This window comes from Streptomyces sp. V4I2 (genome assembly GCF_030817655.1).
GTDB classification, from domain to species: domain Bacteria; phylum Actinomycetota; class Actinomycetes; order Streptomycetales; family Streptomycetaceae; genus Streptomyces; species Streptomyces plumbiresistens.
Genome location: NZ_JAUSZM010000003.1, coordinates 5930676 through 5951328, shown reverse-complemented (window position 1 = coordinate 5951328; position 20653 = coordinate 5930676). Strand labels below are relative to the sequence as shown.

Below are 20653 nucleotides of genomic sequence, written 5' to 3'. Positions count from 1 at the left end.
ACGGCACAGTGATCCCATGGCCGAAACAGTTCGCCGCCCCGGGCTGGACACACAGGGCTTCATCGAGCGCGAGGGCTCCCTGGGACGCATCCCGCACGCCTTCCGCCCCGTGGTCGCCGCCGCCCGCGGCCGTCTCCTGGACGTCTTCGGGGCCCGGCTGCACAGCGCGTACCTCTACGGGTCGATTCCGCGCGGCACCGCGCGCGTGGGCCGCAGTGATCTCGATCTGTTGCTCGCGCTGCGCGAGGAGCCCACCGCCGCGGACCGGGCCGACGCCCGCGACGTCGACGAGACGCTCGACAAGGAATTCCCGCAGATCGACGGGAGCGGGACGCTGCTGGTCAGCCGGGCGCAAGCGCTGAGCGACCTGGAGACGTACGACCTGGGGTGGTTCATCGCCTGTCTGTGCACCCCCCTGCTCGGCGAAGACCTGGCCGAATACCTGCCGCGCTACCGCCCCGACACCCTCCTGGCCCGCGAGACGAACGGGGACCTCGCCCTGCTCCTCCCCCGCTGGCGCGAGCGGATCGCCGCTGCCGACGACACCGAGGCCGCCCTGCGCCCCCTCGTACGCTTCATGTCCCGCCGCCTCGTCCGCACGGCGTTCACGCTCGTCATGCCCCGCTGGAACGGCTGGACGAGCGACCTGGGCGAGATGGCCGAGGCCTTCGCCGAGTACTACCCCGCGCGCGCGGAACAGCTGCGCACAGCGGCCGCCCTCGGCTTCGAGCCGACCGGCGACCCGGCAGTCCTGCGCTCGTACGTCGACGACCTGGGACCGTGGCTCGCCGAGGAGTACGCGCGCGTGCACGGCGTCAAAGCCCCCAGGCCCTAGATGAGCCCGTGCTCCTCCAGGTACTCCAGCTGTGCCCGTACCGACAGCTCGGCGGCCGGCCAAAGGGAGCGGTCCACGTCGGCGTACACATGGGCGACGACCTCGGCGGGCGTCCGATAGCCGTCCTCCACGGCCGTCTCGACCTGGGCGAGGCGGTGGGCGCGGTGGGCGAGGTAGAACTCGACGGCGCCCTGGGCGTCCTCCAGGACGGGCCCGTGGCCCGGAAGCACCGTATGGACCCCGTCGTCCACCGTGAGCGACCTGAGGCGCCGCAGGGTGTCCAGGTAGTCGCCGAGGCGGCCGTCCGGGTGGGCCACGACGGTCGTACCGCGGCCCAGGATGGTGTCACCCGTCAGGACCGCCTGATCGGCCGGGAGATGGAAGCACAGCGAGTCCGCGGTGTGCCCGGGAGTCGGTACGACCCTCAGCTCCAGGCCACCGACCCGGATCACGTCCCCGGCGCCCAGCCCTTCCTCCCCCAGCCGCAGCGCCGGGTCCAGGGCGCGCACCTTCGTGCCGGTCAGCTCGGCGAAGCGGGCGGCGCCGGCCGCGTGGTCCGGGTGGCCGTGGGTGAGGAGGGTCAGGGCGACGCGCTTGCCGGCCTTCTCCGCCATGGCGACGACATTGCGCAGGTGGCCGTCGTCCAGCGGCCCCGGATCGATCACGACGGCCGACTCCGAGTCGGGCTCCGCCACGATCCAGGTGTTCGTGCCGTCCAGGGTCATCGCGGAGGGGTTAGGCGCGAGGACGTTGACGGCACGCGGGGTGGCGGGACCCGACAGGACCGCGCCCCGTGGCTGGCCGGGAAGGGCTGCTGCGTCCGTCATGCGGGGGCTCCACCGGTCGGGAGGTCGGTCGTGATGTGCTTGGTGAACTCGTCGTGCCCGGGCCAGGACAGCACGATCTGCTCGCCCTCGATGCGCGCCCGCGCCAGAACAGGCGTCAGATCACGCTCCGGGGCAGCGGCGAGCGCCTGAGCGGCACTGCCGTACGGACTCAGCTGGCGCAGCGTCGCGATCGTCGGCGGCATCATCAGCAGCTCGCCCTTGTCGTACGAGCCCGCCGCGTCCTCGGGCCGGATCCACACCGTGCGATCGGCCTCCGTGGAGGCGTTGCGCGTGCGCTGGCCTTCAGGGAGGGCGGCGACGAAGAACCACGTGTCATAGCGCCGGGACTCGAACTCCGGGGTGATCCAGCGCGTCCAGGCACCCAGCAGATCGGAGCGCAGTACCAGTCCCCGCCGGTCCAGGAACTCGGCGAAGGACAGCTCGCGGTCGACCAGGGCCGCCCGGTCCGCCTCCCAGTCCGGGCCCGTGGTGTCGCCGACCACGGAGTCCGACGCCGGGCCGGCGAGAAGGACGCCCGCCTCCTCGTACGTCTCCCGCACGGCCGCGCAGACGATCGCCTGGGCCGCCGCCTCGTCCACGCCGAGCCTGTCCGCCCACCACGCGCGCGTGGGGCCCGCCCAGCGGACGTGACGGTCGTCGTCACGGGGGTCCACACCGCCGCCCGGGTACGCGTACGCGCCTCCTGCGAAGGCCATCGAGGCCCGTCTGCGCAGCATGTGCACGGCAATGCCGGCGTCGGTGTCCTTCAGGAGCATGACGGTGGCTGCGCGCTTAGGACTGACCGGCGTAAGCGTGCCGTCCGTCAGGGCACGGATACGGTCGGGCCACTCCGGGGGGTACCACTGCCCGTTTGCCATGGGCGGAGGCTATCTCTTGGTGCGCGGATGTTCGAGAGCAGCCAGGTGCTGCCGCCGACCTCGGGACGACGAGGTACCAGCCCGTTGTCCAGTCACGAGGCACGGGCGCGGGCGTCCCCGGGGGCTCCGCCCCCAGCGGGAGGGTGGGCATTCCCAACCCCCACCGTCCACCGCCCGACTGGGTCGGCCGAGAAACGGGCCACACCCACACCCGCTGCGCCCCCAGCGGGTGTTCTCCGACTCGGTCGGCCGAAAGGTGGCCGCCGGAAGGTGGACGCTCCCGCACTCGCGTACGGCGGCAAGGGGACGTGTCGGGGGGGTCCGCCCGCAGCGGTTGGCGCGTCAACACGGGCGCGTTGGTAGGTGACCGATTCCGCGCCGTTCCGAGGACGGACACCCCCCGACGCGGCTCCGACCCACAACGCAACCGCAGGCGCTACGCGCACCCCCACCCAACCCGCACAGGCCGCCGCAGGCATCCGCACAGGGCATCCGCAGCCGCCCTACGCCCCCGTCAGCTCCACCTGAACCTCAACCTCCACCGGCGCGTCCAGCGGCAGCACCGCCACCCCCACCGCGCTCCGCGCATGCACGCCCTTGTCGCCCAGCACCTCACCCAGCAGCTCACTCGCGCCGTTGATGACGCCGGGCTGACCGGTGAAGTCGGACGCGGACGCCACGAAGCCGACCACCTTCACCACGCGCGCCACCCGGTCGAGGTCGCCCGCGACGGACTTCACGGCGGCCAGGGCGTTCAGCGCGCAGATGCGCGCCAGCTCCTTGGCCTCCTCGGCCGTGACCTCCGCACCTACCTTGCCGGTGACCGGAAGCTTGCCCTCCACCATCGGCAGCTGGCCGGAGGTGTAGACGTACACACCGGACTGCACAGCCGGCTGGTACGCGGCGAGCGGCGGAACGACTTCCGGGAGCGTCAGCCCCAGCTCGGCCAGCCGCGCCTCGACCGAGCTCACGCCTTGGCCCGCTTCAGGTAGGCCACGAGCTGCTCAGGGTTGTTCGGCCCGGGCACGACCTGGACGAGCTCCCAGCCGTCCTCGCCCCAGGTGTCCAGAATCTGCTTCGTGGCGTGGACGAGCAGAGGCACGGTTGCGTATTCCCACTTGGTCATGCGGCCGACTTTAGCCGCTGCGGCACACCGGCCGGACGGCCGACCTCGCCGAGGTTATCCACAGCCTCCCGCTTAGTCCGCGCACGGACTGGTTACGCTCGAATACGTGAGCAGGCTCCAGGTCGTCAGCGGCAAGGGCGGGACCGGCAAGACGACGGTCGCCGCCGCCCTCGCGCTGGCCCTCGCGACCGAGGGGAAGCGGACGCTTCTCGTCGAGGTCGAGGGCCGGCAGGGCATCGCGCAGCTCTTCGAAACGGAGACGCTGCCTTATGAGGAGCGAAAGATCGCCGTCGCTCCAGGGGGCGGGGAGGTGTACGCCCTCGCCATCGACCCCGAACTGGCCCTTCTGGACTACCTCCAGATGTTCTACAAACTGGGCAGCGCCGGCCGGGCCCTGAAAAAGCTCGGCGCGATCGACTTCGCCACCACGGTCGCGCCCGGCCTCAGGGACGTACTCCTGACCGGAAAGGCGTGCGAGGCGGTGCGGCGGAAGGACAAGAGCGGGCGGTTCGCATACGACTACGTCATCATGGACGCGCCGCCCACCGGCCGCATCACCCGCTTCCTGAACGTCAACGACGAGGTGGCGGGCCTCGCGAAGATCGGCCCGATACACAATCAGGCGCAGGCCGTGATGCGGGTGCTGAAGTCTCCGGAGACATCGGTCCACCTGGTGACGCTCCTTGAGGAGATGCCCGTCCAGGAGACCGCGGACGGAATCGCCGAGCTGCGGTCGGCGCGGCTGCCGGTGGGGCGGATCATCGTCAACATGGTGCGGCCCGAGGTGTTGGACGCGGCCGAACTGGAACTCGTACGCACCGTGCCGCGTACGGCCGTGGCGCAGTCGCTGTCCGCGGCCGGACTCGGCGGGGCGCGGCGCGGCGGGCATGCCGAGCGGCTGGTGGACCCGCTGCTGGCGCAGGCCGGGGAGTACGGCGAGCGGTACGCGTTGGAGCACGAACAGCGCGCCGTCCTGGGCGAACTGGGCCTGCCGCTGCACGAACTACCGCTGCTCGCCGAGGGAATGGACCTTGCGGGCCTGTACGAACTCGCCGCAGAGCTGCGGGAACAGAGGATGTCATGAGTTGGGGGATGTCATGAGCAAGGATCCGGCCCTCGCCAAGGAGGGCACCCGTCACGGCCTGTCCCCCGCGCGCGTACTCGACCTCGACCCCCTGCTCGACGATCGGAAGACCCGCATCATCGTGTGCTGCGGCTCGGGCGGCGTCGGCAAGACGACCACCGCGGCGGCCCTCGGTCTGCGTGCCGCCGAGCGCGGCCGGAAGGTCGTGGTGCTCACCATCGACCCGGCCCGCCGGCTCGCCCAGTCGATGGGCATCGACTCGCTCGACAACACCCCGCGCCGGGTGAAGGGCGTCGAGGGCGACGGCGAACTGCACGCGATGATGCTGGACATGAAGCGCACGTTCGACGAGATCGTCGAGGCGCACGCGGACGAGGACCGGGCCTCGGCGATCCTGAACAACCCCTTCTACCAGTCGCTTTCGGCGGGCTTCGCGGGCACGCAGGAGTACATGGCGATGGAGAAGCTGGGACAGCTCCGCGCCAGGGACGAGTGGGACCTGATCGTCGTCGACACGCCGCCGTCCCGCTCCGCGCTCGACTTCCTGGACGCGCCGAAGCGGCTCGGGTCGTTCCTCGACGGCAAGCTGATCCGGGTCCTGCTGGCGCCGGCGAAGGTCGGCGGCCGCGCGGGGATGAAGTTCCTGAACGTCGGTATGTCGATGATGACCGGCGCGCTGGGCAAGCTGCTCGGCGGCCAGCTCCTGAGGGACGTACAGACGTTCGTGGCGGCGATGGACTCGATGTTCGGCGGCTTCCGCACGCGCGCCGACGCGACGTACAAGCTGCTCCAGGCGCCCGGGACGGCGTTCCTGGTGGTCGCGGCCCCGGAGCGGGACGCGCTGCGGGAGGCCGCGTACTTCGTGGAGCGGCTGGCGGCCGAGGACATGCCGCTCGCCGGTCTGGTGCTCAACCGGGTCCACGGCAGCGGCGCCGACCGGCTGTCGGCCGAGCGGGCGCTCGCCGCCGCAGAAAATCTTGAAGAGCCCCGCATTGTGGATCAGGGGGACGGGAAAGCTGGTCTTCGTAACTCTCCCGACATGTACGGCAGTTCAGAGTCTCCCGCCGCGGAATCTCCCGCTTCCGAACCTCCCGCCTCCGCACCACCGGCTCCTGACGAAGGCTCCCCCGCCGCCACACAGGACACGGAACGCAGGCAGGACCCCAGGCAGGTCAGTGAGCAGGAGATGTCCGTGGAACAACTCACGGCAGGCCTGCTGAGGCTGCATGCCGAGCGCATGCGGCTGCTCTCCCGCGAGCAGCGCACGCGTGACCGCTTCACCGCGCTCCACCCCGAGGTGGCCGTGGCCGAAGTGGCCGCGCTGCCCGGTGATGTGCACGACCTCGCGGGGCTGCGGGACATCGGAAACCGGCTCGCGGCGGCTCACCCGGAGCTGCCCGAGCCCGATGCCGGCGTCTGAGACACCTCAGTCCAAGACGCCACGGTCCAAGACGCCTTAGTCCACGACGCCACAGTCCACGACACGACTGTGAGAGACCCACTGTCCGGGACATCACTGTCCGAGACGCCGGTGGCCGCTGAGGGGCGTGCCCTCAGCTCACCGCCGCGTAGTTCTCGTACACCTCGTCGTCGTCGAGGGGCAGGATGCCGACCCCCCGCTCGTATTCCGTACGCGCGGTCTCAAGGAGCCGGCGCCATGAAGTGACAGTCGGCCGCCTGCGCAGCAGTGCGCGGCGCTCCCGCTCCGTCATCCCTCCCCACACGCCGAACTCGACGCGGTTGTCGAGCGCGTCGGCGAGGCACTCCGTGCGCACCGGACATCCGGTGCACACCGCCTTGGCCCTGTTCTGCGCTGCTCCTTGAACGAACAGTTCATCTGGATCGGTAGTGCGGCAGGCCGCCTGCGCACTCCAGTCGGTTACCCAGCCCATACCGGCGCCGTCCTCTCCCGAATCGAGGCTCCCCCACGGCGGCAGCGGCATATTCACCGCCGCCAGTTGAGGACGTTACGGAAGGTGGGCACAGCGCAACACCCCCTTCGGGCCCAATCTTGAATGGCCCGAACGGACTATGGGTAAGCGGCAGATCACCCGGGGGAGTGAGCCCGCGACATACGTGACTGTTCCGGCAAACCGGGACGGTTGCATTGCGTCACAACGGGCATCAGATGACACACGAGGCGGATTCGGACACGCCCCCGTGAAAAAAATCGGGGAACTTCCGGAACGATTCGGGGTCGCCGGACGTATTGATACGTAGCCCTACAGCTGTGACAGTTGAGAGCAGCTTAGGCCAAGGCCTGTACGCGTGTCCGGCGAATGAGAACGTAGGCTGCCCCTATGCCAAAAAAGCGCTCGGGCGGTGGTCTGACCTCCACACAGCAGGCCGCCAAGTTCCTCGGTGTCAGTGTGCTCGCGGGAGCCGTGATGGCCGGCATCGCGCTGCCCGCGGCCGGTGCACTGGGTCTCGCGGCCAAGGGGTCGGTGGAGAGCTTCGACGAGCTCCCGGCCAATCTGAAGACGCCGCCGCTGAGCCAGCGCACCACCATCCTCGATGCGGACGGCGGCCAGCTCGCCACCGTCTACTCGCGTGACCGCACGGTGGTGGGCCTCAAGAACGTCTCGTCGTACATGCAGAAGGCGATCGTCGCGATCGAGGACTCGCGCTTCTACCAGCACGGCGCGATCGACCTGAAGGGCGTCCTGCGCGCCCTCAACAAGAACGCGCAGAGCGGCGGCGTCTCGGAGGGCGCGTCCACGCTCACCCAGCAGTACGTGAAGAACGTCTTCGTGGAAGAGGCCGGTGACGACCCGACGAAGGTCGCGCAGGCCACCCAGCAGACCCTCGGCCGCAAGATCAACGAGCTGAAGTTCGCGATCCAGGTCGAAGAGGAACTCGGCAAGAAGAAAATCCTCGAGAACTACCTGAACATCACTTTCTTCGGCCAGCAGGCCTACGGCGTCGAGGCCGCGGCCCAGCGGTACTTCTCGAAGTCCGCCAAGAACCTCAACCTCCAGGAGTCGGCCCTCCTCGCCGGCATCGTCCAGTCGCCCAGCCGGTACGACCCGGTCAACGACGAGACGGAGGCCACCAAGCGCCGCAACACCGTGCTGCAGCGCATGGCCGAGGTCGGCGACGTCTCCCAGGCGGAGGCCGCCAAGGCGATGAAGCAGCCGCTGGGCCTGAAGGTCAGCAAGCCCAACAACGGCTGCATCACGGCCGTGCAGGGCGCCAGCTTCTTCTGCAAGTACGTGGAGCGGGTCTTCCTCAGCGACCCGGTCTTCGGCAAGTCCCGCGAGGAGCGGGCGAAGACCTGGAACCAGGGCGGCCTGACGATCCGTACGACCCTCGACCCGCAGGCGCAGAACTCGGTCGAGGAGTCGCTCAAGGAACACGTCAACAAGAGCGACAAGGTCGCCGCGGCGACCACCCTGGTCGAGCCCGGCACCGGCAAGATCGTCGGGATGGGCCAGTCGAAGCCGTACGGCTACGGCAAGAACGAGACCGAGTACAACTACTCGGTCGACGCGGCCTACGGCGGCTCCAACTTCGGCTTCCCGACCGGTTCGACGTTCAAGCCGTTCGTGGCGGCGGCCGCCCTGGAGGAGGGCCGCCCGGCGACGCAGGACTACTCGTCGCCGTACGAGATGGAGTACCCGAGCCCGGTCCAGACGTGCGACAGCAGTCCGTGGACCAACAGGCGCGGCGAGAAGCTGGAGAACGAGACCGAGTCGGAGGTCGGCCCGTACCGGCTGAAGGAGGCCATGGCGAAGTCGGTCAACACCTACTTCGTGCAGATGATCTCCGACATCGGCCTGTGCCCGGTGGTCAACGTGACCGACAAGCTGCACGTCCGGCAGGGCAACGGCGACAAGATCCCCGAGACGCCCGCCATCGCCCTCGGCTCGATCGGCCTCTCCCCGCTGACGATGGCGAGCGCGTACGCCGCCTTCGCCTCCCGTGGCATGTACTGCACCCCGGTCGCCATCGAGTCGATCACGCAGAAGGTCGGCGACGAGCGGAAGTCGCTGGAGGTGCCGAAGTCCACGTGCTCGCGGGCGATGAGCGAGAAGACCGCGGACACGGTCAACACGCTCCTGCGCGGCGTGGTCGACTCCGGTACGGGCCAGCAGGCCGGCCTCACCGACCGCGAGAGCGCCGGTAAGACGGGTACGACGGACGAGCGGAAGAACGCCTGGTTCGTCGGCTACACGCCGAACATGTCGGGCGCCGTCTGGGTCGGCAGCGCCACCCAGAAGGTCGAGATGAAGAACATCACGATCGGCGGCGTCTACCACCCGCTCGTCTACGGCGGCCAGGTCCCGGGGCCGATCTGGAAGGACGCCATGGCCGGCGCCCTCGAGGGCAAGTCCACGGAGTCCTTCAACCTCGTCAACATCCCGAACCCCGACGAAGACCGTGGCGACGGCGACGGCGACGGAAACGGGAACGGCAACGGAAACGGGAACGGGAACAACGACGGGGGCAACGGCGACGAAGGAGCCACCGACGGCGGCGGCGACACCTTCCCGAATCCCACCTTCTCCATCCCGGAGGGCTTCTTCCAGGGCAACGGAAACGGGAACGGCGGCCGCGACTGACGCGGTGGGCTGAGATGGGCGCGGCCCCTTTCTCCGGTACGGGTTCATCTCGTACCGGAGGAAGGGGCCGTTCTTGCTGGTGATGCTGGTGATGCTGGTGATGCTGGTGATGCTGGCGATGTGGGCCGGAGTCGGTCAGCCCGCCAGGAGCTTCTTGACCGCGGCGGCGACGCGGCCGCCCTCGGCCTGACCGGCCACCTTCGGGTTGACGATCTTCATGACGGCGCCCATGGCCCGCGGCCCCTCGGCGCCGGCCGCCTTCGCCTCCTGGACGGCCTGGGCGACGATGTCGTTCAGCTCCTCGTCGCTGAGCTGCTGGGGCAGGTACGCGGCGAGCACCTCGCCCTCCGCCTTCTCCCGCTCGGCCGACTCGGGACGACCACCCTGCGCGAACGCGTCCGCGGCCTCCCGGCGCTTCTTCGCCTCGCGGGTGATCACCTTCTGTACTTCGTCGTCGGAGAGCTCGCGCTTGGTCTTGCCCGCGACCTCCTCCTTGGTGATCGCGGTGAGCGTCAGCCGGAGCGTCGAGGAGCGGAGCTCGTCGCGCCCCTTGATCGCGGCGTTGAGGTCTTCCTGCAGCTTCGACTTGAGCGTGGTCATGAGTTTGATTGTCGCAGGTACCGCGCCCCCGCTGCCCGTTCATTTAAAGGGCAGCGGGGCACGGAGCACCAGCGGGGTCTGACACGATGGGCGTATGCGCTCGCGATACGGAGTACCCCTGGGAATCATGGCGGCCGGCACCGCCGGTCTGGTGTACGCGGCGGGCTTCGAGGCCCGCTCCTTCCGCCTGCGACGGGTGACCGTCCCCATCCTCCCCTCCGGGATGCGCCCGCTGCGCGTGCTCCAGGTCTCCGACATCCACATGGTCGGCGGCCAGCGCAAGAAGCAGCGCTGGCTGCGCTCGCTGGCCGGGCTGCGCCCCGACTTCGTGATCAACACCGGCGACAACCTCTCCGACCCGGAGGGCGTGCCCGAGGTGCTGGACGCGCTCGGCCCGCTGATGGAGTTCCCGGGTGCGTACGTCTTCGGCTCCAACGACTACTACGGCCCCAAACTCCGCAACCCCGCCCGGTACCTGTTCGAGAAGACCCAGGGCCGCCACGGCCTGAACGGCAACGCGCCCGCCGTCAACGCGGTCCACAACCCGTGGGAGGACCTGCGGGACGGCTTCGACGGCGCGGGCTGGCTGAACCTCACGAACACCAGGGGCACGCTGAAGATCGAGGACGTGTCGGTGGAGCTGACGGGCCTGGACGACCCGCACATCAAGCGGGACCGCTACGCGCAGGTGGCGGGCGGCCCGTCGGGCGGCGCCGACTTCTCGATGGGCGTGGTGCACGCCCCGTACCTCCGGGTACTGGACTCCTTCACGGCCGACGGCTACCCCCTGGTCCTGGCCGGCCACACCCACGGGGGCCAGCTCTGCCTCCCCTTCTACGGCGCCTTCGTCACCAACTGCGACCTGGACACGGACCGCGTGAAGGGCCTGTCCACGCACACGGCGGAGGATCGTACGGCGTACCTCCACGTCTCGGCGGGCTGCGGCACGAACCGCTACACGCCGGTACGGTTCGCGTGCCCGCCGGAGGTTACGTTGCTGACGCTGGTGGGGCGGGAGTAGGTCTGCCGGTGGTGGGGCGAGGTCGGTGGGCCGGGGTTGACCAGGGTCGGTGAGCCGGGGTTGACGATGCCGGCGGGTCGGGGTCAATGACTTCGGCGGACCGGGGTTAACCCACCCGGCCCGCCCGTATCGCCCCTTTTGTCGCCCTTGCTTAGCGTGAGGGCATGACCGCCCCGATACCCAGGGACATGCCGGACCTGCCCGCCATCCCGGGCATGCCCGCGCTGCTGCCCTCCCCCGTCCCCGCCACGGCGGTGGTGACCCCCGTACGACGCCCCCTGACCGCCGTCTACCGACTGCTGGTCGCCCTGGCGGCGATCGCGGCCGTGACGATCGACCTGCTCCTCGGCAGCCCCGTCCGGATCCTGAGCTACTTCTCGATCCAGAGCACCATCCTGCTGGCGCCGGTCATGGTGTTCTCGGCCCGCCGGGCGTGGGCGGCCCGCCGCCCCCTGCCGTCCGCCCTGACGGGCGCGGTCCTGCTCTACGTCACGATCACGGGCCTGGTGTACCACCTGCTGCTGGCCAACGAGTCGAGCCCGTTCTCCATGACGGCCGAGGCAGCCACCCCCACAGGCTGGCACGCGATCACCAACCAGGTCCTGCACACGGTGATCCCCGCCGCGGCCCTCTTGGACTGGCTGTTCCTGACACCCCGCGGCCGCCTCCACCTGCGCCAGGCCGCCCCCTGGCTCCTCTACCCCCTGGCCTACCTGACCTTCTCGCTGACCCACGGCGAACTGCTCCCGCCGGGCACCCCGGACCGCTACCTCTACCCGTTCCTGGACGTCGGCCTCCACGGCTACAAGAGCATCCTGGCCAACGCCCTCCTCCTCGGCCTCTCCTTCTACGCCCTCGCCGTCCTCCTCATCGCCCTCGACCACGCCCGCCCGAACCCCGTCCGCCACCGCACGAAAACCGGATTTCGTCTCCAGCCACCGGTGGGCTAAAGTAAACGACGTCGCCGCCACTAGCAGCGACGATCGGGGTGTAGCGCAGCTTGGCAGCGCGCTTCGTTCGGGACGAAGAGGTCGTGGGTTCAAATCCCGCCACCCCGACAGTGAAGTACCAGGTCAGGGGCCTGACCCGCATAGCGGGTCAGGCCCCTGAGTGGTTTCCGGGGCCTCTTGGGAGAAACCTGGGAGAAGATCTTGAAATTCCGCTCCCCAGACAGCACCTACCGGCGCGCTCTCAGACGCTCCCGCATGAGGTCGTTGAGCACAGCGACCGGCGACGCCGGGCACATCGCGATACGAGCATCGAGGGACGCCTCCCACTCGACGGTGAGGTCCGCCAAGAGCTCCTGACGCATCTCGCGGGTGATGTGCGAGTAGCGCGCCTGCACGGAGCCGTCGATGTGCCCCATGCGTTCATCCATCAGCTTCGGCGGGGTGCGGAATCCTTCCATGCGCGTCTTGTGGGTGTGGCGCAGCCCGTGTGGAGTAAGCCCCTTCGCGATCGGCACCCAGCAAGTGTCCGCTCGCGCTTGGGCGCCTCTCCCTCGCGCCGGCACACCGGGCCAGGGATCGGCCATGACCGGCACGGGCCGTGCCTCCCGGGGAGCCTTCTTGGGGTACCAGCCGGAGACGGCTGGCGTGAACAACCACGTGGCGAACCCGTTCCGTCGCCAGTGCTCGGCCTGGTCGATGGCGCCGCCGCCGCGCGTAAATCCGAGAGCGTCGATGGCCTCCCGTACCCGCTCCCTGGTGGCTTCTGCTACGGCATCGGGCCGGTTGAGAACGTTGGAGACGGTGCCGGTGGAGACGCCGGCTCGTCTCGCCACGTCGACCACCTTCGCGCCGGTCTCCCCCGTGCGGGAAACTCCCTGCCCGCGGAACATGTAGGTGTTGCCATGGCAAGCGCAGGGCTTCGGCTGCGTACGGGCTACGTGACTGGCCCACAAGCGAGTAAGCCATGCCGGGGCATCGATGGTGCGGTAGCTGTCGTCTTTGGGAGGGCAGCGTTCGAACTCCCCCGAGTCGAGTTCGTAGAGCTGCCATTCCACGCGCACGGCCCCTCTGCGAACGAACTCAGTCTCCAATCCCACGATTTCGCCCCACCGCATGCCTGTGTAGCCCTTGGTCACGACGGCAACGAACTCGTCATCGCGCCCGGAGAGCAGAGAGGCGCGCTCAGCACACAGCAGGATGCCAAGGGGTTCGGTGACGACTTTCTCGGGTCCTCGGTCGCGCGAACGTCCGGCACGTTTTCCCCTACCGCGGCGTTTGGTGGCGGGGTTGGCACTGATGAGTTCGTCGTCCATCGCGTCTTCGAGGACCAGGTGGAGAGTGCCGCGCCACGTCTTCACGCTCGATACGGCGTAGAGCGCCTTCTCCTTCCTCTCCCACGCATCGACGTCCACGCGCTGGATTGAGGCGAGCGGGCGCTCCTCGAACTCTGGGAGCAGGTGCTCTTCCAGGTGACGGCGGTAGTTCTGCATCGTGGACGCAGCTAAATCTTGCGCCGCGTACCAGCGCGAGGCGTACTCGCCGAATGTGATCTGTCCGGCCGCAGGGTCCTTCCAGACGCCCGAACGGACCTTCGCTTCTTCGGCATCAGCGGCTTGCTTGGCTTCGCGCTTCGTACGGAAGCGGACGGTCTCACCACTCTCGTCAGCAACGGTGCCGTACTTGCCTGTTGAGATCTTGTAGCGGCCACGCCAGTACGTGCCGCGATCCTCCGCAAACCCCATGCTCCCTCTCACGACAAAACGGTGGGTGGGAGCCTGTCGACTCCCGCCCACCGCGATCATTCGGTCTGTCAGGCGGCGTTTCGTGTGCGTCGCGGACGGCGCGCTCGAAGCTGTACCACGGGTCCGCCTGCTTGCGTGTTAGCGCGACGGCGAGGTGTAGGCGCGTTGCCCGCGGAAGGACTGTCCTCGCTAGGGCGCTCCTCAAGAATGTGGAAGATCTCCTTTACGTGATCGTTCGTGAAGCGGTAGCCACTTCCGCTCCGCATGAAGGGGATTCGCCGGCGTCGGGCCTGCTCTTTGACCCACCACTCAGAGCACCCGAGGGCTGCCGCCACGTCGGCAGCCGAGTAGCTCTTGGGGAGTCCGATCTCCTTCTGCACCTTCACGGCTCCTCACCACACGTCGTCTTGGCCTTCTGGGGAATCCGCAACATCCGCCACGCCGCAACATTGCTGGTCAGCGGCTTGAATCTGTGGCGGATGCCGTTTCTGTTGCGGATAGGTCCCGCCATGCGGCGGCGCGGCGGGACCCTGGGGCGCGGGCTGGTCAGCCGGCGATGCGGAGCTGTCGTGTGTCGGTTTCCGCGAACATGTGGCGGCTCTCAGAAGGGGTATCCGCCACAGATTCACCCCCGTTGACCTGCGGTGTTGCGGACGTTGCGGATGTTGCGGATTTCTCAGGGTGCGGGGGGCAGTAGCGGGTCCAGGCGTCGCTGAGGTCTTCCGCGTAGTAGCCCTTCGGGGTGCCGCTGCCCACCCGGATGCCGCGGGGCTTGATGGGGGTGTTGTCGGGGCGCACGTACTGGCTCAGGAGCTTGGACAGGCCGCGCGCGGTGAGTGGCTTGATGCTCTGTCCGTCCTCGCTCAGGTCAGCCCACGGAGCGTCATCGAGTGCTAGGAGGACTTCGAGGATGGCGGCGGTCGGCATGCGGTCGGCACCGCAGAACACCTTGTCGCGTAGGTCCGTCAGCAGGCGCACCCCAAGGGATGCCTCATCGCCCTGCGAAGCGGCCTTGATGAGCGCGACACAGGCGGCACGGGCCCGCTCGGGCCAGTGCCCGCCGGCCGCGTCCGCAACCGCAAGCAGCGGCTCCCACACGTCGGCCGGCCGGTCCGAGACGCCCTCGGGCATCTCTGGCCATGCGTCCGCGATCTGGTCGTGGATGGTGGCGGTCCACTCCGCGAGCCGGTCACGCAGGATGTGGCCCTGCTTCTCGTGGACACGGCGCCGGTAGGGCTCGCACTTCTCGTTGGGCGCCTTCTTGCGCATGCGGATGATGACGGAGCGGGTCAGGATCGTGTCGGGCAGCGATCCGAGTCCAGCCATGGCGACCGCGCAGAACGACTCGAACCAGCCTGCTTTCTGGTCGGAGCCCTCTCCGACGCAGCGCAGGGACTTGGCGCCGCGCCGGTAGCCGGAGTTGAGGAACCCGCGGACCTCTTCGTTCCCCCCTGCCTTGGGCCCGAACACGGTGTCGATCTCGTCGAACAGCAGCGTCGGTGTGCCCGCATCGGCTGCTACCAGCCGGAACAGGGCGTTGGCGGAGGCGTTAACGGTGGTCGCGGCGCGCGGGGTGAGGGTTTCGATGATCTCCAGTGCCCGGGACTTCCCGGAGCCCGGTTCGGGGCTGAGGAAAGCGATGCGGGCGGTGCCGTCGAGTGCGTCTATGAGGTGGGCGTGCGCGTCCCACAGGGTGACGGCGGTGTAGGCGTGTCCGGTGGGGAAGACGTTGAAGCGGCGGTGGAAGGCTTCCACCTCGTCCAACAGCGCGGCGCCGTCGAGGGTGTCGGTCATGCGGCGTTACTCCCTTCCAGGAGTTGTGCGGGAGCTCCCGTGCAGGCGGCTATGTGGTCCGCGTACTCGGTTGCGAGAGCGGCCACGTTCGGTGCTCCGGTGGCGGTGCCGGTCTGCCCGCACGAGCAGGCGTAGGCGGCGTTGGGGGTGTCGCCGTGGCGCTTGGACCAGCGGGCACCGTCCCAGTGATGCCGGTAGAGCGGTGGGGCGTAGATGCGGATACCGGGCCGGTCCGGGGTCGGGTCGAGGGTGCTGTGGCGGGCCTGGTCGCTGCGGAACTTCTCAGTACGAAGAGCAGATGGGACGCCCTTGCAGGCGGCGACTTTCAGCCCGCCCACGGCCTGCCCAAACGATGTCTGTTCGGCGTCCTGCGGGCCCGTGGTGGTTGCGGGTTGGCCTTCCAAGAGGGGAAGGGGTGGGGTGTTCATGCCGCATCCCGGGGCCGGGCTTTGCGGATGGAGCTGTCCAGGGCGCTGCGGATCGTGGCGCGGCACTCGGCAGCGGTGAGTCCGCGTGCCTCTCCCGCTCCTTGGAAGGCTTCCTCGACCACGTGCCGGGCGATGTCGCCCCATGCGACGAAGCGCCCCACCTTGAAGGCGGACCGGTTGAGCGTGATGTTGCCCTCCCCCTCCGGGGCTGCCATCACCGTCCGGCATTCGCGCTCCAGTGCTGCGGTGGCTGTGCGGCTGCCGCTGATCGTGGGCCACGCGAACGGCGCGACCGGCCGCGGCGCGGGTCCTTCCAGCAGGCGCACAATCCATGCGGGCAGTTCCGCGGGAGTCATGTCGTCGGTGACGGTGTACGAGCCGGCCGGGGTGGTGCTGCCGGCTCCGACGACGTAGCCGCCCCAGCCTCGGGTGTCGACCAGCGGGGCGAGCCTGCCCGCGGAGTTAGTCAGCCGGATGCCGTCCGGGGCGGTGAAGTACAGGTGCTCACCACCGCTCGCGGTCCGGGTCCGATAGGTGTCGGGGACGGTGTGCCCGGTGCGCTCGCAGAGCGCTGCAAAGGTTGTCGCGCCGCAAGGTGCGTCCGAACCGCTCTTGTCCTTGGGCATGTCGAGGTCGACGACGACCAGCCCGGAGGGGCCGGTGGCGATACCGACGTTGTACGGGGCCCGCTCCCAGGTGGCGCGGATGCGGTCCGGGTCGGTGGTGGCGCGCTGCTCCCACTTGCGGTGTCCGCTCCCGCAGGGACCGGTTCCCGGGCAGGCGGCTTCACCGTGCAGGGCGGGGCGCTTGGTGCCGGGCCGGAGAGGGAAGACGTGCCAGCCGCAGGCGGCGGCTTCCAGTGCGGTGCGCATCAGGTGCTCGCTCATGCCGCCGCCCTCAAGGCCGAGCGGACCGGGATGCCGGTGGGTACGGAGACGATGTGTGCGGCGAGCAGCGGCGGCACGGCGTTGCCGACTTGCTCGAAGCATTTCGTCTTCGTGCCCTGGAACGGGTGGTCCGGGCGGAAGGACTGGAGGATGGCGGCTTCGGCGACGGTGATGCGGACGGTGTCCGGCTCTTCCTGGGAGCCGCTGCGCAGTACCCACTGGCTGCCGGACTTGGCGGTGAAGGTGGGGGCGGGACCGGCGTAGGGGTCGGCGGTCTGTCGACTGCCGTCGGGCTGCTGGTTGCGGTTGGTGTGGAGGACCCAGGCGCCGCGCCGTTGGGCGGCGAGCAGCGCGGCGCGCGCCTGGGTCGGGAACGGCTCGGGGCCGCCGGTCTTGCCGCCGCCGGCGGTGACGGTGGGCGCGGGACGGTCCGTGGCTCCCCAGCCGAGTGCCTCGGCCATGGTGATCCAGCGGGGCAGGTCGTCGCCGAACAGGCCGGCGGCGCCGTGCTCGCTGTGGGTCGGCGTTGGCGCGGTGACGGACCGGGTCCGGGATGCGATGAGGATCGCGCGGCGCCGGCTCTGGGGGACGCCGTAGTCGGCGGCGTTCACCACGCCCGCCCACACGCTGTAGCCCCACTCCCGCAGCACGGCGGTGATCTGCCGGAACAGCGGGAGGACGTCGGGGACTTCCTCCAGGCACACCCACTCGGGGCGGAGGTCGTGCAGCCAGCGCATCGGCTCCGAAGCCAGCAGGCTGCGCTCGTCCTTGCAGCGGGCCAGGAGTTCGGCGCGGGTGTCGCGGCCGTGGGCGAGGTCGTGAACGGCCTGGTGCACCAGCGGCTGGTCTTCCAGGCCGCCCCGCTTCCCTGCCCTTGACCATGCCTGGCAGGGCGGGGATGCGATCAGGCCCTTGGCGCGGCCGGCGAACGGGGCGGTGGGGTAGGCCGCGACGTCGGCCTGAATGGTCGCGTGGCCGGCGGCGTGCGCGGTCCTGCACGCCGCTGTGTCCCATTCCAGGCCGATGTCGGCCAGGCCGAGCATGCGCAGGCCCTCTGCCCAGCCACCAGGTCCGCGGAACAGTTCGACGATGTCGTTGGGGGCGCTCTTGGTCGAGGGCGCGTCCACAACCCTGAAGGGCCGGGACACGACCGGTGCTCGCCGGATGTCGGTCGGTTCGGTCATGCTGGATGTCTCCAGTTCCTTGAAGGTTCTGGCTGGCAAGGGCGGCCCCGCTTCTTTGGCGAGAGGGAGGGGCCGCCCTTGGCGTAGCTAGGCGCCCTTGGCGCGGGCGAGTTTCAACGTGATGCCGCCGACGCCGATGGGCCCGGCGGCGCCGCCGATGACGGTTGCGGTGTGCGCGGCGACGTCGAGCAGCCAGCACAGGGCGGCGACCAGTCCCCAGCCGCCGGCGACAACCGCCCCGGCGATCGCGAACGGGATCAGGACCCGTCGCCACGGGAAGCCGGCCGGGGTGTCGTTGACAACGAAGACGACCGGCTGTCCGGTGGCCTGCGCGCGCTGGTAGGCGTCGGCGGGTATGTGCGGGGCGATGTGGCCGGGCGGGGTGTGCTGGCTCATTTCTGGCTCCCTCGGGGTGTGCCGCGGGCCCGCGCCAACAGGTGGCGCGGGCCCGTGCGGGGTGGGTGTTTGCTTGTCGCGTTGCTTGTCGTCTCTCTTGTCGTGCGGCTTGTCGTCTGGCTTGTCGCTTGTCTTGTCTTGTCGCTTGTCGCCTCCCAGGTCACAAGCCGTTTTCAGGGCTCCAGACGCCCGGCAGGCGGCATGCGTAGGAGCGGGGGCGACAAGCGACAAGCGGTCAATCACCGGACGCGTGGGAACGGTGGACGTAGCGGGCTTTGGTGCCCTCACCGACACGGACGGCAGTGCCGTCCTCCACCCACGTTTTCAGCCAGCCGACAACCGTCTGACGCGTCGTGCCGTACTGGTCGGCGAGCGCGCGGGCGATCGCGGATGCGCCGGTCCCTGCGGATCCGGCGGCGTTCAGCGCGGCGAGTGCGGCCCGCTGTGCGGGGCTGTCCTGCTCTGGCTCGCCTCGCAGCGCGGACAGGTTCAGTCCGGCCGACCGGTCCGGCCCGTCGCCCTCGTCGGCGGTGTGCGGGTCGGTGGCGGTGGCGAACTGCGCGTCGATCTCCTCACGGAAGCGGCGCGCCAACTCCTCCTCCGGCGACTCCGGCTGCCGGCTGAGCGCGGACAGGCGCAGCGTCGCTCCCGGAACGTCCCGTGCCGAGTCGTCGGCATCGTCGGTCACGACCTGATCGCGCATCCATGCGGTGCGCTCCGCGTCCCAGCGCCGCGCGTAGGCGGGCCCGGCCGCCTTGGCGGACACCGCATCCAGCACGGGGTGGCTGTCGGAGGTGGCGGCGATGATCTCCCGGATCTGATTCGGGAGGATCCGCCACGCCTTGAACAGCGCGGCCGGCGACTCCGGCGTTGCCATGAACCCCGCACCCTTGTGCGGGGCCTGGTCCACACGCAGGCCTCGGGTGCCGGGGAACATCTTGCTCAGGTCCATGCCTTCGGTCTCGCCACCCGTGAGAGCAACGCGGACCTTGGCTTCCCGGCGGATCATGAGGTTGCTGAGCACGCTGCCGGTCGCCCCGAGTGCGGTCAGGACGGTGCGCACGCCCATGGCGCGGGCGATCCGGATGACTTCCAGGATCTTTTCCCCGAGCTTGCGGACCTGCCGGTCGGGGCTGGCCAGGATCTCCGCACCCTCATCGATCACGAGCATGATCTGAGGAATCCGCGGGCTGATCGGCAGCAGGTCCGTGTTGGCCTTGGACAGCAGGTCCTGATAGCCCATCTTGCGCTGCTTGGCCACACGCACGGCCGTGTCCAGCATCGTCATGGCCTCGTCGAACGTGCCGGCGAGCCAGTCGATACCGGGCCGCACTGGCTTGCCGTCCTTACGCACGATCTCCCCGTTCAGCGCGGGCAGCACCCACGGCAGACCCGCGCTGCCCGCATTGAGATCGATCACCCACGTCAGGACGTCTTCGGCGCGGGCGAACCCGGCCAGGATCGCGTGCACCATGTTCGTCTTGCCCGAACCGGTCGGACCCACGATCAGGGCGCACTGCTCGCGCAGGTAGGCCAGGATCTGCGACGCGTTGGTGCGGTAGCCCCACGGGATGCCCGTGTGCAGGGACAACGGGCTGTAGTCGGCGGGGTAGGTGCGCTCCTCTTCCAGGACGTTGACGGTGGTCACGTCGATGATGACCCGCCCCTGATCGATACCGGGCGAGGCGGTGGCGGTGCAGCCGTGCGGCAGCCGGGCATCCGCCGACAGCCGCGGCGACTCGCCCGCGATCCTGTTCCAGGTGGCGCCGCCGGACGGGAGCTCCGCGTCGATGGAGTACCCGGCGCCGGTCTCCCACATCTCCACACCCAGCACCCGCACCGTGATCGAGCACACGCGCTGGATACGGTCCATCCACTCCGCGGCGATCGCCCGCCGCTCAGCGGACAACTCGAGGGCGATCTGGCGCTGTTCGGCCGCGATGGCTTCCTCTTCCCGCGCTTCCTCGTACAGGGCTGCGGAGCGGGCGGCGGCACCGATGCCGACGCCGATGGTGGCCAGGGATCCCAGGGCGGCCCAGGTGAGGGGGCCGGTGGTCATGGCCCAGGTGGTCCATCCGGCGCCGATGAGCCAGGAGGCGGCGCGGGTGGCCAGGGTGCGGCCGGCGTTGCGCACCCGCAGCCCGACCACGGTGTGACCGACGGCCCCGGCCACGCCCACGGCGAGCACCCAGCCCGGGGGCATCGATGTGGCGGCGCCGGTGGTGGCGACGGCGAAGGCTCCGGTGGTGGCGGACAGGGCGCCGGTCACGGGTCCGTGACCGGCAGCCCAGTCCAGCACCGGACCACTGCTCTGCTGTTTGGCGGTGGCGGTGCTCATC

Annotated in this window: 19 protein-coding genes and 1 tRNA gene; 7 read left to right on the top strand and 13 right to left on the bottom strand. The window is 69.6% G+C overall.

Annotated features, from left to right (window positions below; genetic code table 11):
- Window positions 1–16: 16 nt before the first annotated feature.
- A complete protein-coding gene (locus QFZ76_RS28260) occupies window positions 17–835 on the top strand; it encodes a nucleotidyltransferase domain-containing protein (RefSeq protein ID WP_307676355.1) in 819 nt (272 codons plus the stop codon).
- On the opposite strand, the gene QFZ76_RS28255 is transcribed toward QFZ76_RS28260, so the two are convergent.
- From QFZ76_RS28255 to QFZ76_RS28240, 4 genes are all read right to left on the bottom strand, one after another.
- Window positions 832–1662, bottom strand: coding sequence for an MBL fold metallo-hydrolase (locus tag QFZ76_RS28255; protein WP_266436013.1), 831 nt, complete (start codon window positions 1660–1662; stop codon window positions 832–834). The genes QFZ76_RS28260 and QFZ76_RS28255 overlap by 4 nt on opposite strands.
- Complete coding sequence (locus QFZ76_RS28250; protein WP_307676354.1) at window positions 1659–2540, bottom strand: NUDIX hydrolase; 882 nt, start codon at window positions 2538–2540, stop codon at window positions 1659–1661. The genes QFZ76_RS28255 and QFZ76_RS28250 overlap by 4 nt, the downstream gene beginning before the upstream one ends.
- Window positions 2541–3043: 503 nt before the next feature.
- Entirely contained in the window at window positions 3044–3511 is a 468-nt protein-coding gene (locus QFZ76_RS28245; RefSeq protein ID WP_307676353.1) for a RidA family protein, read from the bottom strand.
- Window positions 3508–3666 carry a DUF4177 domain-containing protein gene (locus QFZ76_RS28240; RefSeq protein ID WP_020129281.1) on the bottom strand — a complete coding sequence of 53 codons (159 nt, stop codon included), beginning with the start codon at window positions 3664–3666 and terminating at the stop codon, window positions 3508–3510. The genes QFZ76_RS28245 and QFZ76_RS28240 overlap by 4 nt, the downstream gene beginning before the upstream one ends.
- Window positions 3667–3772: 106 nt before the next feature.
- On the opposite strand from QFZ76_RS28240, the gene QFZ76_RS28235 reads away from it, so the two are divergent.
- Window positions 3773–4750 carry an ArsA-related P-loop ATPase gene (locus QFZ76_RS28235; protein WP_307676352.1) on the top strand — a complete coding sequence of 326 codons (978 nt, stop codon included), beginning with the start codon at window positions 3773–3775 and terminating at the stop codon, window positions 4748–4750.
- A 13-nt stretch (window positions 4751–4763) separates the two neighbouring features.
- On the top strand, window positions 4764–6170 hold the full coding sequence (locus QFZ76_RS28230; RefSeq protein WP_307676351.1) for an ArsA family ATPase: 1407 nt from the start codon (window positions 4764–4766) through the stop codon (window positions 6168–6170).
- A gap of 133 nt (window positions 6171–6303) precedes the next feature.
- On the opposite strand, the gene wblA is transcribed toward QFZ76_RS28230, so the two are convergent.
- Window positions 6304–6642: a transcriptional regulator WblA gene (gene wblA / locus QFZ76_RS28225; RefSeq protein WP_037735517.1), complete on the bottom strand. Its 339-nt coding sequence runs from the start codon at window positions 6640–6642 to the stop codon at window positions 6304–6306.
- 408 nt (window positions 6643–7050) lie between these two features.
- Here wblA and QFZ76_RS28220 point away from each other — a divergent pair, with 408 nt between their 5' ends.
- Window positions 7051–9312 carry a transglycosylase domain-containing protein gene (locus QFZ76_RS28220; protein WP_307676350.1) on the top strand — a complete coding sequence of 754 codons (2262 nt, stop codon included), beginning with the start codon at window positions 7051–7053 and terminating at the stop codon, window positions 9310–9312.
- 135 nt (window positions 9313–9447) lie between these two features.
- Here the strand turns inward: QFZ76_RS28220 and QFZ76_RS28215 are convergent, their stop codons facing one another.
- Window positions 9448–9912 (bottom strand): GatB/YqeY domain-containing protein, encoded by a 465-nt coding sequence (locus tag QFZ76_RS28215; RefSeq protein ID WP_307676349.1) that lies wholly within the window; start codon window positions 9910–9912, stop codon window positions 9448–9450.
- 94 nt (window positions 9913–10006) lie between these two features.
- On the opposite strand from QFZ76_RS28215, the gene QFZ76_RS28210 reads away from it, so the two are divergent.
- The 3 genes from QFZ76_RS28210 to QFZ76_RS28200 all read left to right on the top strand — a co-directional run bounded on the left by QFZ76_RS28210 (window position 10007) and on the right by QFZ76_RS28200 (window position 11991).
- Entirely contained in the window at window positions 10007–10933 is a 927-nt protein-coding gene (locus QFZ76_RS28210) for a metallophosphoesterase (protein ID WP_307676348.1), read from the top strand.
- Between the two features lie 164 nt (window positions 10934–11097).
- Window positions 11098–11883: a Pr6Pr family membrane protein gene (locus tag QFZ76_RS28205; RefSeq protein ID WP_307676347.1), complete on the top strand. Its 786-nt coding sequence runs from the start codon at window positions 11098–11100 to the stop codon at window positions 11881–11883.
- A 34-nt stretch (window positions 11884–11917) separates the two neighbouring features.
- Window positions 11918–11991: transfer RNA gene (locus QFZ76_RS28200), tRNA-Pro, on the top strand.
- Window positions 11992–12110: 119 nt separating this feature from the next.
- Here QFZ76_RS28200 and QFZ76_RS28195 read toward each other — a convergent pair.
- From QFZ76_RS28195 to QFZ76_RS28165, 7 genes are all read right to left on the bottom strand, one after another.
- On the bottom strand, window positions 12111–13625 hold the full coding sequence (locus tag QFZ76_RS28195; RefSeq protein ID WP_307676346.1) for a LacI family DNA-binding transcriptional regulator: 1515 nt from the start codon (window positions 13623–13625) through the stop codon (window positions 12111–12113).
- A gap of 546 nt (window positions 13626–14171) precedes the next feature.
- Window positions 14172–15419 (bottom strand): DUF3631 domain-containing protein, encoded by a 1248-nt coding sequence (locus QFZ76_RS28190; protein ID WP_307676345.1) that lies wholly within the window; start codon window positions 15417–15419, stop codon window positions 14172–14174.
- Window positions 15416–15847, bottom strand: a complete 432-nt coding sequence (locus tag QFZ76_RS28185; RefSeq protein ID WP_307676344.1) for a hypothetical protein — start codon at window positions 15845–15847, stop codon at window positions 15416–15418. The genes QFZ76_RS28190 and QFZ76_RS28185 overlap by 4 nt, the downstream gene beginning before the upstream one ends.
- Entirely contained in the window at window positions 15844–16734 is an 891-nt protein-coding gene (locus tag QFZ76_RS28180; protein ID WP_307676343.1) for a bifunctional DNA primase/polymerase, read from the bottom strand. Before QFZ76_RS28180 ends, QFZ76_RS28185 begins: the two co-directional genes overlap by 4 nt.
- Window positions 16731–17918 carry a DNA cytosine methyltransferase gene (locus QFZ76_RS28175; RefSeq protein ID WP_307676342.1) on the bottom strand — a complete coding sequence of 396 codons (1188 nt, stop codon included), beginning with the start codon at window positions 17916–17918 and terminating at the stop codon, window positions 16731–16733. Before QFZ76_RS28175 ends, QFZ76_RS28180 begins: the two co-directional genes overlap by 4 nt.
- An 87-nt stretch (window positions 17919–18005) precedes the next feature.
- Complete coding sequence (locus QFZ76_RS28170) at window positions 18006–18314, bottom strand: hypothetical protein (protein ID WP_307676341.1); 309 nt, start codon at window positions 18312–18314, stop codon at window positions 18006–18008.
- Window positions 18315–18549: 235 nt separating this feature from the next.
- The gene (locus tag QFZ76_RS28165; RefSeq protein ID WP_307676340.1) at window positions 18550–20652 is read right to left on the bottom strand and encodes a hypothetical protein; all 2103 of its coding nucleotides are present in this window, start codon (window positions 20650–20652) and stop codon (window positions 18550–18552) included.
- Window position 20653 lies beyond the last annotated feature (1 nt).